Here is a 13,662-nt window from a genome sequence, read left to right as displayed (position 1 = left end):
CCTCCGTGCGGTGCAGTCCTAGACAGCTCCACCACACCGGAGGTCTTCGCCATGATCAAGCCCGGCAAGTGTCAACAACGCTCGTGATCAATACAGCTAGGGTCTGTCCGATGGGTCAGGGTCGGAAAAGCCCTAGGCGGTGAGCTCCTACCCCGCCAGATCCGCCAGTTCCGCCGCGAACGGGGGCTCGGCGCCCGCGCGCGAGCAGGTGACGGCGGCCGCGCGAGCGGCGAAGCCGAGGATGTCGCGCCAGTCGTCGGCGCCCAGCGAGGCGACCGCGGTATGGGACAGGGCGTCGTGGGCGTCCAGCCGGTGCAGCAGCGCGGCATTCACCGTGTCGCCCGCGCCGATGGTGTCGACGACCTCGACCCGTTCACCGGGGACGGCCAGCTCGCCGCCGCCCGGCGTCAGCACCGTCAGGCCGTCACCGCCGTGGGTGATGACGATCGCCGCGGGCCCCGCGCTCAGCCACCGCTTCGCCGCCGCGGCGACCGCATCCCGCCCTTCTGCCTCCGCCAGCCACAGCGCGTCCTCCTCCGACAGCTTCAGGAGCGCGACATCGGGAAGCCAGGAGTGGAAGCGGGCGCGGTAGGCGGCCGGGTCCGGGATCAGACCGGGGCGGATATTGGGGTCGAGAGCCGTGAGGACGCCGCGCCGGGCCTCGCGGCGCAGCAGGGCCTCGTACGCGCTCGCGCCCGGCTCCAGGACGAGTGAGCAGGTGCCCAGCGACAGCGCGCGGACCTCGTCGGGCAGCGCCGGCGGCAGGGTGAACAGGCGGTCGGCGGTGCCCTCGACGTAGAAGCCGTAGCCCGCGGAGCCGTCCGCGCTGATGTCCGCCAGGGCGAGCGTGGTCGGCTCGCCGCCGCGCTGCACCAGAGAGGTGTCCACACCGCCCGTCCGCAGCCCTTCCAGCAGCGTCTCGCCGAAGGTGTCGGTCGACACCCGTGAGCAGAACGCGGTGGGCGAGCCGAGCCGGCCCAGCGCGACCGCGGTGTTGTACGGCCCGCCGCCGCGCCGCGGCAGCAGCGCGGGCAACTGGCCGTTCCCGGGAGGGGCCTGGGGGCTGGGGACGAGGTCGATCAGTGCCTCGCCGGCGACGACGATCACGGGGTGCGGTTCCTTTCCTGGGCGGCTGGGGGAGTGGCCGGAGGGGCGGCCACGCGTGGGGCCGGCGGGCCGGTATCGGGGCAGCCGCACGACGTACGGTGCACAAAGGCGCAGGGCAGACGGACGGTGCGCGGCGGCCGGTCCGGCTTCTCCAGTCGTTCCAGCAGCAGCCGGACCGCCGCCGCCCCGATGTCCTTGCTGGGCTGCGCGATCACGGTCAGCCGGGGCTCGAACAGATCGGCCCAGGAGAAGTCGTCGAAGCAGGCCAGCGCGATATCGCGCGGCACCTGGAGGCCCCTCTCGCGCAGCGCACGCAGCGCGCCGATCGTCATCGCGTTGTTGGCGGTGATGACCGCGGTGGGCGGTTCCGGCGCGGCGAGCAGATGGCGGGTGGCGTCCTGCGCGCCCTCCGCCTCGGAGTTGCCGCCGGCGAGCAGCTCGGGCGCGAACGGCAGACCGCGGGCGCGCAGCCCTTCGCGGTAGCCCTGGACCCGCTCGGTGGTCGTGCTCAGCCCGGGGAGCCCGGCCACCAGGCCGATCCGGGTGTGGCCCAAGTCGGCCAGATGCTCAACCAGTTGGCGTACCGGGCCGGTGTTCTCGGCGCACACCTGGTCATGGCCGTCGCCGACCAGCCGGTCCAGGAACACCGTGGGGACCTTGCGCCGCGTCAGGTACCCGACCATCTCGGCGGGCTCCGCGGACGGCGCGACGATCATGCCGTCCACCCGCCGCTCGTGCAGCAGCTGGACGACCGTGCGCTCATGCTCCGGGTCGTCGTGCGGATCGGCGATCAGCAGGCTGTAGCCGGCCTCCAGCGCACCGGCCTCGACACCCTGGAGGATCTCGGTGAAGTACGGGTTGCTGATCGCGGAGACCGCGAGACCGATGGAGCGGGTACGGGAGGTGACCAGGGAGCGGGCGAGGGTGTTGTGGGTGTAGCCGAGCTCGTCGATGGCGCCGAGCACCGCGGCGCGGGTGCCGGGGCGTACCGGCCGGGTCTCGTTGAGCACATGCGAGACGGTGGCGACGGAGACGCCCGCGCGCCGTGCCACATCCATCATCGTTGTCATCCGGTTCTTCCTCCACTTCCCGGCCGCGGATCACCGTTGCCGACGCTTCCCGGCCGCGGATCACCGTTTCCGCTGTCGCGGGACCACGAAGCCTGTCGCAGCATCGGCGTCACCCACACCTCAGCACACCTCGACGCAAACGTAAACGCTTGCGTAAGCGTTTACGCGCAAGTTACCTGCTTCGTCCAGAATCTGCTCGCCGGAAACCGGGGGCCGCAGCCTGGAAGGCCGAGCAGGATCTGCTGCGGGGGCGCCAGGACCCGCCGGAAGCGCAATGGTCTGTACCGGTATCGTCGGGGGTCGAGAGTTCCTGATCGACGACACGGCGTCCGACGGTCGTGTCTGCGGTCGGTGCCTGACGGCCGACGGCAGTCACCGACCCCGTGCCCCCTGGAGCAGCCATGAGCCAGTCCCCCGCCCGCCGAACCGTGCTGCGCGGGGCCGCGCTCGCGGGTGCCGCCGGGTTCGGACTGGCGGCCTGCTCCCCGGAGGGCTCGGGAAACGACGCGTCGGCCGTGCCCACGGCGCCGGTCGACCTGGGCGCCGCCGCCGAGGTGCCGGTCGGCGGTGCCAAGCTCTACCGCGAGGACCGGCTCGTCGTGTCGCAGCCCGCCAAGGGCGAGTTCAAGTGCTTCAGCGCCAAGTGCACCCACTCGGGCTGCATCCTGACCGAGGTCGAGAGGCAGCAGGGCACCTGTCCCTGTCACGGCAGCCGCTTCGACGTCACCACGGGCGAGGTCATCCAGGGCCCGGCGTCCAAGCCGCTGCCCGAGGTGCCGGTCAAGGCCAAGGCCGGGAAGCTGATAGCGGGCTGAGGCCGGGGCCCGCGGAGCCCGTCAGGCGTCCATGCGCGCCTCCCCAGCCCCACCCGGCGCCCGTTTACCCCCCAGTCCCACCCGATGCCCCTTACCCCCAGTCCCACCCGATCCCCAGTATTCCGGGCCGTACCCCCTGCTCCACGAGGTGGACGGCGCGGTGCTGACCGCTCAGCGTCAGTTCCTGCTGGGCGCTGCGCGGGGCGCTCGCCGAGGCCTGGGCGAAGCGCCGGCAGCGCACCGGCAGCGCCGCCTCGTCGAAGCGCACCTGAAGGACGTACTGGCTGCCCGCGAAGCTGAAGCCGCGGACGTACTCGGCGCTCGGGCCGCCGCTGCCGTCCTCGAAGACATAGCCGAAGACATGGGTGTCGCCGGCCCGCAGCCGGGCGTCGAAGAGCAGCTCGGCGACCACCACCCCGGTGTCCGCGTCCCCGCGGACTCTCCCCAGCCGGCAGTTCTCCGAGGCCCGCACCGTCACCCGGGACGGATCGCAGCCCGGGTCGCCCCGGTGGATGGCGATATAGCGGTCCACGTCGTCCCGGTGCGCGCGGACGACCTGGAGCGATTCGCGTTCGCTCAGCTCGCGACGCGGCCCGATACGGACCCGTTCGTGATGTCCGACGGTGTGCAGCCCGCCGTCCGCGGGAGTCTCCAGCTCGGTGAACAGCTGCTGCAGGGCGTCGGCGGGCGCCATCAGGGAGCGGTACGAGCGGGCGGCCGGACGCCCGACCTCGGGGCGGGCGCCGCCTTCGGGCACCAGGAGGCGGTGCAGCGAGCGCGCAGGCAGGTCGAGGACCTCCTCCAGGGCGCGCACCGCCCGCAGCGATTCCGGGCGCTGCGGGCGCCGGGCTCCCTGCTGCCAGTAACTCAGGCTGGTCACCCCGACCTTGATGCCGCGCTGCGCGAGCTTGTGCTGGACGCGGTGCAGGGCGAGACCGCGTGCCGTGAGCGCGCTCCGCAGCGCCAGATGGAAGGGGCCGGTCCGCAGCAGCTGTGCCAGTTCGGCGGACTCGGGAGTGTTCTGTGCCATTGCCTCGATCCTCCGGCGCGCGGGTGAACGTTCACAACCGGATCGCGCGCCGCGCGCTCTCCCTGCCTGTTCACTGCAGTACGCCGGGCGCCGCACGTTCACATCCGGGCCCGCTCGTCCACACCCGCATGTCACTCCGCATTGAAGCGTGTTGACCCGTGTGCGACAACACCTGATGCTCCTCATCAGCATCCGGATGCGCTCCTCTCCCCCTCACCCCCCATTCGGGAGGAACGCCATGACCCGTGCCCCCCACGCACGCCGTTCGCGCCGCAGATGGCTGTCGGCCGCGGCGGTCAGCGCCGCCGCGCTGACCGCACTGACCACGCTCCCCGGGGCGGCCGCCTCGGCAGCCGCGCCCCAGGCGCACGCCGTCAGCGCCACGAAGAGCGCCGTAGCGCCGCGCGCCGCCAACCGCCTCGACATATCCATGCAGGCCCAGGAGGAGACCAACTGGTGCTGGGCCGCCTCCGGCAACACCATCGCGACCTGGTACGGCAAGAACTACAGCCAGAACCAGTTCTGCAACGCCGCCTTCAACTACCAGCAGGGTTCGTCCTGCCCCAACGACCAGGCGACACTGGGCAATGTGCAGAACGCATTCGACTGGATGGGCATCAACTCCGGCTCGTATGTGACCGGCTATCTGCGCTACAGCACCGTGCAGAGCGAGATCAACGCCAAGCGGCCCATCGAGACCCGCATCCAGTGGTCCTCCGGCGGCGGCCACATGCATGTCATCTACGGCTACGACACGGCCAACAACTGGGTTTACTGGGGTGACCCATGGGGCTCCAACGACCGGTACAACTGGGGCGACTTCGACTACTACGTGAACGGCAGCTCCTTCTCCTGGACACACTCCCTCTACCGGATAGGAGCCTGAGGTGATGACGAAGCGCACCGCTCGCACCGCCCTTCGTGCCGCCGCCACCGGGACGCTCGCCACCGCTCTCATCGGCCTCGCCCCGCACGCCGCCCTGGCCGCGGAGGCCCCCGCGCCGCCGCAGGCCCCGTCCCGTGCCAGCGTCTCCGCCGCCCATGACGCGGCCGCCGCGCCCGCGACGCTCGACACCCTCACCCGGTTCTTCGCCCACGAGGCGACCCGTAAGGGGGCCCGAGACGGCGCCGCCGCTACGGGCACGGCGAAGACCGCCCCGCACATCGAGGGCGGCGCGGTCCCCGTCTACGTCCTGTCGCCGGACTTCGTGCGCGGCAAGGCCGAGGCCCCGGTCGCCCGGCTGGAGTTCCTCGCCAGCAAGGCCGTCGCCGCCGACGGCCGCACGGCGTCGGTGTGGACCGCTCGGCAGGGCTCCGCCTGGAAGGTCGTCAACATCGCCAGCGGTGACGACGAGACCCGCTACACCGCGGCCGGGGCCGCGAAGCGCGGCGCCGGGACGGTCTTCCACGAACCGCAGATCGACGCCTGGTACGTCCAGCGCGGCGACCGAGTCGAGCCGCTGGACGCGGACGCCGTGAAGGCCGTCGGCGCGCGCGGCACCACCGTCGCCGCCTACCAGAAGCGGGTGGCGAAGGCGTACGGCGACAAGCTCCCCGGCTCCGCCTACGACAAGCGCGGCGAGGCCGGCGGCTACGGCCCGCAGGCCGCCTCCGGGGCCGCCTCCGCCACCACCAAGGAGGTCGCTGATGAGAGCGCCCGCAAGCAGCCCGTCGAGGCGGACGCGCTGGCGGGCGACAGCGTCCCGGTGACCGCCGCTTCGACCGTCGCGGGCGTCGCCGCCCTGGTCGCGCTCGGCCTCTTGGGCACCGCGGCGCTGCGGAGGCGACGCACCCACTGACGCCGCGTGGCGGCCCCCCCCCACCCCACCCACACATCCCCCGCCACCTGTCCTCCCCGCTTCGAGGGAGGGCAGGTGGCGGGGGTCGGGGCAAGGCCGGGCTGGCTGCTGCACCGCTCCGCCGGAAAGGGCGCACGGCAACGGTCCGCGGCAATGCTCCGGGTCCCGTGACGCGGGAACGGTCCACCACCGCTCATTGTCAGTGGCGGTCAGTAGGGTGGTGGTCATGGCAGACCCCAGCAGCTACCGACCCAAGCCGGGACAGATCCCCGACTCGCCGGGGGTCTATAAGTTCCGCGACGACCACGGCCGGGTCATCTACGTCGGCAAGGCGAAGAGCCTGCGCCAGCGCCTGGCGAACTACTTCCAGGACCTGGCCGGGCTCCATCCTCGTACGCGCACGATGGTCACCACTGCCGCCTCGGTGGAATGGACCGTCGTCTCCACCGAGGTCGAGGCGCTCCAGCTCGAATACACCTGGATCAAAGAGTTCGACCCGCGCTTCAACGTCAAGTACCGCGACGACAAGAGCTATCCGTATCTCGCGGTGACCCTCAACGAAGAGTTCCCGCGCGCCCAGGTCATGCGCGGTGCCAAGAAGAAGGGCGTGCGCTACTTCGGCCCGTACGGCCACGCCTGGGCGATCCGCGAAACCGTCGACCTGATGCTGCGCGTCTTTCCGGTGCGCACCTGCTCCGCGGGCGTCTTCAAGCGCTCCGCCCAGATCGGCCGCCCCTGCCTGCTCGGCTATATCGGCAAGTGCTCCGCCCCCTGCGTCGGGCGGATTTCGGCTGAGGACCACCGCGAACTGGCCGAAGAATTCTGCGACTTCATGGCCGGCCGCACCGGCGCGTACATCCGCCGCCTTGAGCACCAGATGCAGGACGCCGCCGAAGAGATGGAGTACGAGCGCGCCGCGCGGCTGCGCGACGACATAGGGGCGCTCAAGCGGGCGATGGAGAAGAGCGCCGTGGTGCTCGCCGACGCCACCGACGCCGACCTCATCGCCGTCGCCGAGGACGAACTCGAAGCCGCCGTCCAGATCTTCCACGTCCGCGGCGGCCGGGTGCGCGGCCAGCGCGGCTGGGTCACCGACAAGGTGGAGGCCGTCACCACCGCCGGCCTCGTGGAGCACGCCCTCCAGCAGCTGTACGGCGAGGAACAGGGCGACGCCGTCCCCAAGGAGGTCCTGGTCCCCGCGCTCCCCGAGCCCGTCGAGCCGGTCCAGCAGTGGCTCTCCGGGCGCCGCGGATCCCAGGTCTCGCTGCGCATCCCGCAGCGCGGCGACAAGAAGGACCTGATGGCCACGGTCGGCCGCAACGCCCAGCAGGCCCTGGCCCTGCACAAGACCAAGCGCGCCTCCGACCTGACCACCCGATCCCGCGCCCTGGAGGAGATCGCCCAGGCCCTCGGCCTGGATTCGGTGCCGCTGCGCATCGAGTGCTTCGACATCTCCCACCTCCAGGGCGAGGACGTGGTCGCGTCGATGGTGGTCTTCGAGGACGGCCTCGCCCGTAAGAGCGAATACCGCCGCTTCCAGATCAAGACCTTCGAGGGCCAGGACGATGTCCGCTCCATGCACGAGGTCATCGGCCGCCGCTTCAAGCGCTATCTCCAGGAGAAGCAGAAGTCCGGCGAATGGACGGAGGAGCCGCCCGCCGACGCCCCCATGGACGACAACGGCACGCCGGACGCCATGGCCGGCCGCCCCACCGACGACGACGGCCGCCCCAAGCGCTTCGCCTACCCGCCCCAGCTCGTGGTCGTCGACGGCGGCGCCCCGCAGGTCGCGGCCGCCCGCCGGGCCCTGGACGAGCTCGGTATCGACGACGTGGCCGTCTGCGGCCTCGCCAAGCGCCTCGAAGAGGTCTGGCTGCCCGATGAGGACGACCCGGTCGTGCTGCCCCGTAGCAGCGAGGGCCTCTACCTCCTTCAGCGCGTCCGCGACGAAGCACACCGCTTCGCCATCGCCTACCAGCGCAGCAAGCGCGGCAAGCGGCTGAAGTCCTCACCGCTCGATGCCGTCGCCGGCCTCGGGGACAGCCGCCGCCAGGCGCTGCTGAAGCACTTCGGCTCGCTGAAGAGGCTGCGGGCCGCGACGATCGACGAGATCTGCGAGGTGCCGGGCGTCGGCCGCAAGACCGCGGAGACGGTCGCCGCCGCGCTGGCCGGGGCGGTACCGGCCGCCCCCGCGGTGAATACCGCCACAGGAGAGATCATTGAGGATGACGGGGCCCCACCGGTCGCGTTGTCAGCAGAACGGGGGCAGGACTGATGAGCACACCGCAGGAAGAGCAAGGAACCGAGAGAGACGGTGCACAGGTGAGTACGGGCACGACCGACCAGGGCGAGAGCGCCGCGATCCCCGAGCTGGTGATCATCTCCGGGATGTCGGGCGCCGGCCGGAGCACGGCTGCGAAGTGCCTGGAGGACCTCGGCTGGTTCGTCGTCGACAACATTCCGCCCGAGCTGATCCCGCCGATGGTCGAGCTGGGCGCCCGCTCCCAGGGAAATGTCGCCAAGATCGCAGTCGTCGTCGACGTCCGCGGCCGCCGCTTCTTCGCCAACCTCAAGGAGTCGCTGGCCACCCTCGACGTGCAGAACGTCAAGCGCCGCATCGTCTTCCTGGAGTCCTCCGACGAGGCCCTGGTGCGCCGCTTCGAGTCGGTGCGCCGCCCGCACCCCCTCCAGGGCGACGGCCGGATCGTCGACGGCATCGCCGCCGAGCGCGATCTGCTGCGCGAGCTGCGCGGCGACGCCGACCTGGTCATCGACACCTCCAGCCTCAACGTCCACGAGCTGCGCGCCAAGCTGGACGCCCAGTTCGCCGGCGAAGAGGTCCCCGAGCTGCGCGCCACGGTCATGTCCTTCGGCTTCAAGTACGGCCTCCCCGTCGACGCCGACATGGTCATCGACTGCCGCTTCATCCCCAACCCGCACTGGGTCCCCGAGCTGCGCCCGTTCACCGGCCTCAACGAAGAGGTCTCCGACTACGTCTTCAACCAGCCCGGCTCCAAGGAGTTCCTGGACGGTTACGCCGAGCTGCTGCGTCTCGTCGCCGAGGGCTACCGCCGTGAGGGCAAGCGCTATGTGACCATCGCCGTCGGCTGCACGGGCGGCAAGCACCGCAGCGTCGCGATGTCCGAGAAGCTGGCCCGCAGGTTGGTCTCCGAAGGTGTCGAAACCGTCGTCGTCCACCGGGATATGGGGCGCGAGTGACCGGCCGCGCACGGCGGCTGCACCGGGTCCGCAGATTCGTTCCCGGTGGCCGTACGACCAAGGGCGCCACGCCCAAGGTGGTGGCGCTCGGCGGCGGCATGGGCCTGTCCGCCTCGCTCGCCGCGCTGCGCCGTATCACCGGCGATCTGACCGCCGTGGTCACCGTCGCCGACGACGGCGGCTCCAGCGGCCGGCTCCGCCATGAGCTGGGGGTGCTGCCGCCCGGCGATCTGCGCAAGGCACTGGCCGCCCTGTGCGGCGACGACGACTGGGGCCAGACCTGGTCCCGGGTGATCCAGCACCGCTTCAAGAGCGAGGGCGAGCTGCATGACCACGCCGTCGGCAATCTGCTGATCGTCGCCCTGTGGGAGCAGCTCGGCGACCCTGTCCAGGCGCTGGACCTGGTCGGCAAGCTGCTCGGCGCCCATGGCCGGGTGCTGCCCATGTCGGCGGTCCCCCTGGAGCTCCAGGCCCAGGTCAGGGGCCATCACGAGGGCTGCCCGGACGAGATCAGCACGGTCCGCGGCCAGGCCACCGTCGCGCTCACCCGCGGCGAGGTGCAGTCCGTCCATGTCGTCCCCGAGGACCCGCCGGCCGTCCCCGAGGCGGTCGCCGCGGTGCGCGACGCCGACTGGGTGGTGCTCGGCCCCGGCTCCTGGTTCTCCTCCGTCATCCCGCATCTCCTGGTGCCGGAACTGCGTGAGGCGCTGGAGGAGACCAAGGCCCGCAAGGTCCTCTCGCTCAACCTCGCGCCCCAACCGGGCGAAACCGATGGCTTCTCACCGCAGCGTCATTTGGAGGTTTTGGCCCGACACGCCCCTAAACTCGCCTTCGACGTGGTGCTGGCCGACAAGGCCGCCGTGCCCGACATCGAAGGTCTGACGGTTGCCGCCAAGCAGCTCGTGGGCAGCGAGGTCGAGCTGGCGGCGGTCGCCGCACAAGGAGACGGCAGGGCGGCGGCCGGGGGAGCCCCCGACCGGCACGACCCGGAGCTGCTGGCAGCCGCGTACGACCGTATTTTTCGGATGCATGGAAGGATCGGCCCATGGCGATGACGGCTGCGGTGAAGGATGAAATCTCCCGGCTCCCCGTCACCCGGACCTGCTGCCGGAAGTCGGAGGTCTCGTCGATCCTGCGGTTCGCGGGAGGTCTGCACCTGGTCAGCGGACGCATTGTGATCGAGGCGGAGCTGGACACCGGCATCGCCGCCCGCCGGCTGCGCAAGGACATCCTGGAGATCTTCGGGCACTCCTCCGACCTGGTGGTGATGGCCCCCGGCGGCCTGCGGCGCGGCAGCCGCTATGTCGTACGGGTGGTCGCCGGCGGCGACCAGCTGGCGCGGCAGACGGGCTTGGTGGACGGCCGCGGCCGCCCCATCAGGGGCCTGCCCCCGCAGGTGGTCTCCGGGGCGACCTGCGATGCCGAGGCCGCCTGGCGCGGCGCCTTCCTCGCGCACGGTTCGCTCACCGAGCCGGGCCGCTCCTCCTCCCTGGAGGTCACCTGCCCCGGACCCGAGGCGGCCCTCGCGCTGGTCGGCGCGGCCCGTCGGCTCGGCATCGGTGCCAAGGCCCGCGAGGTGCGCGGCGTGGACCGGGTCGTTGTCCGCGACGGTGACGCGATCGGCGCGTTGCTGACCCGCCTGGGCGCCCATGAGTCGGTGCTCGCGTGGGAGGAGCGGCGGATGCGCCGCGAGGTCCGCGCCACCGCCAACCGCCTCGCCAACTTCGACGACGCCAACCTCCGCCGCTCGGCGCGGGCCGCGGTCGCCGCGGGCGCCCGGGTCCAGCGGGCCCTGGAGATCCTCGGTGAGGAGGTCCCCGAGCACCTGGCGGCGGCCGGCCGGCTGCGCATGGAGCACAAGCAGGCCTCTCTGGAGGAGCTGGGTGCTCTCGCCGACCCGCCGCTGACCAAGGACGCCGTCGCCGGCCGGATCCGCCGGCTGCTGGCGATGGCCGACAAGCGTGCCCAGGACCTCGGCATTCCCGGCACCGAGTCCAACCTCTCCGAGGAGCTTGCGGAGGGCATGGTCGGCTGAACCGGAGCCGGTCCTTCTTCGCACGCGCCCCCGGCGCCCGCACTGGGTGCCGGGGGCGCTGTGCGCAGATGTCACGAGTGGGCGTGTACGGACGGGCGTTCAGAGGGGCCGAAGGCCGCTCACTTGAGCACCTTTGGCTGCCGATGTCAATGTCACGTACGTCTCGTCCAGGGGGTAGGGTCGGAGGCGGTCGGGGACATCCCATACAGCTCGGCGGTGTATAAACCGCCGTACCAACGAGGAGATCGGTTTCGTGACGATCCGCGTAGGCATCAACGGATTCGGCCGCATTGGTCGTAACTACTTCCGCGCGCTCCTGGAGCAGGGCGCGGACATCGAGATCGTCGGTGTCAACGACCTGACCGATAACGCCACCCTGGTTCACCTGCTGAAGTACGACACCATTCTGGGTCGCCTCAAGCAGGACGTCAGCCACACCGACGACACCATCACCGTCGGCAACATGACCTTCAAGACGATGGCCGAGCGCGACCCGGCGAACCTCCCCTGGGGCGAGTTGGGTGCCGACATCGTCATCGAGTCGACCGGCATCTTCACCAAGAAGGCCGACGCCGCCAAGCACATCGCGGCCGGCGCCAAGAAGGTCCTGATCTCCGCGCCCGCCAAGGACGAGGACATCACGATCGTGATGGGCGTCAACCAGGACAAGTACGACGCGGCCAACCACCACGTCATCTCCAACGCCTCCTGCACCACCAACTGTGTGGCGCCGATGGCCAAGGTTCTCGACGAGAACTTCGGCATCGTCAAGGGCATGATGACCACGGTCCACGCGTACACCAACGACCAGCGCATCCTGGACTTCCCGCACAGCGACCTGCGCCGCGCCCGCGCCGCCGCGGAGAACATCATCCCGACCTCGACCGGTGCCGCCAAGGCCACCGCCCTGGTCCTCCCGCAGCTCAAGGGCAAGCTGGACGGCATCGCGATGCGCGTCCCGGTCCCCACCGGCTCGGTCACCGACCTCGTCCTGGAGCTCGACCGCGAGACCACCAAGGAAGAGATCAACGCCGCCTTCCAGAAGGCCGCCGAGGGTCAGCTCAAGGGCTTCCTGGAGTACACCGAGGACCCGATCGTCTCCTCGGACATCGTGAACTTCCCGGCCTCCTGCACCTTCGACTCCTCCCTGACCATGGTCCAGGGCAAGCAGGTCAAGGTCGTCGGCTGGTACGACAACGAGTGGGGCTACTCCAACCGCCTGGTGGACCTGACCACCTTCGTCGGCGGCCAGCTCTGACCGCTAAGTCACCGCAGATGTAAGGACGGGGCTCGTACGACGCAATGAAGCGTCGTACGGGCCCCGTGCTATGACTGACTTTCCGAACAGAGTCACGGAGTCACCATGAAGACGATCGACGATCTCATCGCAGCAGGTGTCGCGGGCAAGCGGGTCTTCGTCCGCGCCGACCTGAATGTGCCGCTGGACGGCACGACCATCACCGACGACGGCCGTATCCGCGCCGTGCAGCCGACGATCGCCAAGCTCGCCGAGGCGGGCGCCAAGGTCATCGTCGCGTCCCACCTGGGCCGCCCGAAGGGCGCTCCGGACCCGGCCTTCTCGCTCGCCCCTGCCGCCGCGCGGCTGGGTGAACTCCTCGGTAAGGCCGTCGCGTTCGCGACCGACACGGTCGGCGAGTCCGCCACCTCCGTGGTCGCGGGCCTGGCCGACGGCCAGGTGGCCGTCCTGGAGAACCTCCGCTTCAACGCCGGCGAGACCAGCAAGGACGACGCCGAGCGCGGCGCCTTCGCCGACCAGCTCGCCCAGCTCGCGGACGTGTACGTCGGCGACGGCTTCGGCGCGGTGCACCGCAAGCACGCCTCCGTCTACGACCTCCCGGCGCGCCTTCCGCACGCCGCCGGCGACCTGATCGCCACCGAGGTCGGCGTGCTGAAGAAGCTCACCGACGACGTCAAGCGCCCGTACGTCGTCGCGCTCGGCGGCGCCAAGGTCTCCGACAAGCTCGCCGTCATCGACCAGCTGCTGGAGAAGGCCGACCGCATCCTGGTCGGCGGCGGTATGGCGTACACCTTCCTCAAGGCCAAGGGCCACGAGGTGGGCATTTCGCTGCTTCAGGAGGACCAGGTCCCGGCTTGCCTGGACTACCTGGCGCGGGCCGAGAAGCGCGGTGTGGAGTTCGTCCTCCCCGTCGATGTGCTGGTTTCGGCCGAATTCCCGGACCTGAAGACCAAGGCCCCGGCCAACCCCAAGACCGTCGGCGCGGACGCCATCCCGGCGGACGAGGAGGGCCTGGACATCGGCCCGAAGACCCGCGAGCTCTACGCCGCGAAGCTCGCCGACGCGGGCACGGTCTTCTGGAACGGACCGATGGGCGTCTTCGAGCACCCCGACTACGCCGGCGGCACCAAGGCCGTCGCGCAGGCGCTGCTGGACAGCGACGGCTTCACCGTCGTCGGCGGCGGCGACTCGGCCGCGGCCGTGCGCACGCTCGGCTTCGACGAGAATGCTTTTGGCCACATTTCGACCGGCGGCGGCGCCAGCCTCGAATACCTCGAAGGCAAGACGCTCCCCGGCCTCGCCGCTCTGGAGGACTGAACAACCGTGAAC

The 13,662-nt window shown here is 70.9% G+C and carries 12 protein-coding genes; 9 read left to right on the top strand and 3 right to left on the bottom strand.

The window, feature by feature from the left end:
- Nucleotides 1–147 precede the first annotated feature (147 nt).
- Entirely contained in the window at nucleotides 148–1,107 is a 960-nt protein-coding gene (locus AB0I10_RS23620; RefSeq protein WP_363154549.1) for a carbohydrate kinase, read from the bottom strand.
- On the bottom strand, nucleotides 1,104–2,177 hold the full coding sequence (locus AB0I10_RS23615) for a LacI family DNA-binding transcriptional regulator (protein ID WP_363154548.1): 1,074 nt from the start codon (nucleotides 2,175–2,177) through the stop codon (nucleotides 1,104–1,106). Before AB0I10_RS23615 ends, AB0I10_RS23620 begins: the two co-directional genes overlap by 4 nt.
- A gap of 401 nt (nucleotides 2,178–2,578) precedes the next feature.
- Here AB0I10_RS23615 and AB0I10_RS23610 point away from each other — a divergent pair, with 401 nt between their 5' ends.
- The gene (locus AB0I10_RS23610; RefSeq protein WP_363154547.1) at nucleotides 2,579–2,992 is read left to right on the top strand and encodes a Rieske (2Fe-2S) protein; all 414 of its coding nucleotides are present in this window, start codon (nucleotides 2,579–2,581) and stop codon (nucleotides 2,990–2,992) included.
- A gap of 91 nt (nucleotides 2,993–3,083) precedes the next feature.
- Here AB0I10_RS23610 and AB0I10_RS23605 read toward each other — a convergent pair whose 3' ends face one another.
- Entirely contained in the window at nucleotides 3,084–4,022 is a 939-nt protein-coding gene (locus AB0I10_RS23605) for a hypothetical protein (protein WP_363154546.1), read from the bottom strand.
- 238 nt (nucleotides 4,023–4,260) lie between these two features.
- Between AB0I10_RS23605 and AB0I10_RS23600 the strand changes: the two genes are divergently transcribed.
- The 8 genes from AB0I10_RS23600 to AB0I10_RS23565 all read left to right on the top strand — a co-directional run bounded on the left by AB0I10_RS23600 (nucleotide 4,261) and on the right by AB0I10_RS23565 (nucleotide 13,650).
- Complete coding sequence (locus AB0I10_RS23600) at nucleotides 4,261–4,908, top strand: papain-like cysteine protease family protein (RefSeq protein ID WP_363154545.1); 648 nt, start codon at nucleotides 4,261–4,263, stop codon at nucleotides 4,906–4,908.
- Nucleotides 4,909–4,912: 4 nt separating this feature from the next.
- Nucleotides 4,913–5,821 (top strand): hypothetical protein, encoded by a 909-nt coding sequence (locus AB0I10_RS23595; protein ID WP_363154544.1) that lies wholly within the window; start codon nucleotides 4,913–4,915, stop codon nucleotides 5,819–5,821.
- Nucleotides 5,822–6,047: 226 nt separating this feature from the next.
- A complete protein-coding gene (gene uvrC, locus AB0I10_RS23590; RefSeq protein ID WP_363154543.1) occupies nucleotides 6,048–8,096 on the top strand; it encodes an excinuclease ABC subunit UvrC in 2,049 nt (682 codons plus the stop codon).
- Nucleotides 8,096–9,040: an RNase adapter RapZ gene (gene rapZ, locus AB0I10_RS23585; RefSeq protein ID WP_363154542.1), complete on the top strand. Its 945-nt coding sequence runs from the start codon at nucleotides 8,096–8,098 to the stop codon at nucleotides 9,038–9,040. Before uvrC ends, rapZ begins: the two co-directional genes overlap by 1 nt.
- Nucleotides 9,037–10,095 (top strand): uridine diphosphate-N-acetylglucosamine-binding protein YvcK, encoded by a 1,059-nt coding sequence (yvcK, locus tag AB0I10_RS23580; RefSeq protein ID WP_363154541.1) that lies wholly within the window; start codon nucleotides 9,037–9,039, stop codon nucleotides 10,093–10,095. The genes rapZ and yvcK overlap by 4 nt, the downstream gene beginning before the upstream one ends.
- Nucleotides 10,086–11,075, top strand: coding sequence for a DNA-binding protein WhiA (gene whiA, locus AB0I10_RS23575; RefSeq protein WP_362916587.1), 990 nt, complete (start codon nucleotides 10,086–10,088; stop codon nucleotides 11,073–11,075). Before yvcK ends, whiA begins: the two co-directional genes overlap by 10 nt.
- Nucleotides 11,076–11,328: 253 nt before the next feature.
- Nucleotides 11,329–12,333 carry a type I glyceraldehyde-3-phosphate dehydrogenase gene (gene gap / locus AB0I10_RS23570; protein WP_363154540.1) on the top strand — a complete coding sequence of 335 codons (1,005 nt, stop codon included), beginning with the start codon at nucleotides 11,329–11,331 and terminating at the stop codon, nucleotides 12,331–12,333.
- 105 nt (nucleotides 12,334–12,438) lie between these two features.
- Nucleotides 12,439–13,650, top strand: coding sequence for a phosphoglycerate kinase (locus AB0I10_RS23565; protein ID WP_363154539.1), 1,212 nt, complete (start codon nucleotides 12,439–12,441; stop codon nucleotides 13,648–13,650).
- Nucleotides 13,651–13,662 lie beyond the last annotated feature (12 nt).

Source organism: Streptomyces sp. NPDC050636 (assembly GCF_040654775.1).
In the GTDB taxonomy this organism is placed as follows: Bacteria; Actinomycetota; Actinomycetes; order Streptomycetales; family Streptomycetaceae; genus Streptomyces.
Note: the sequence above shows the minus strand (reverse complement) of the source record. Positions and strands in the feature narration are given on the sequence as shown.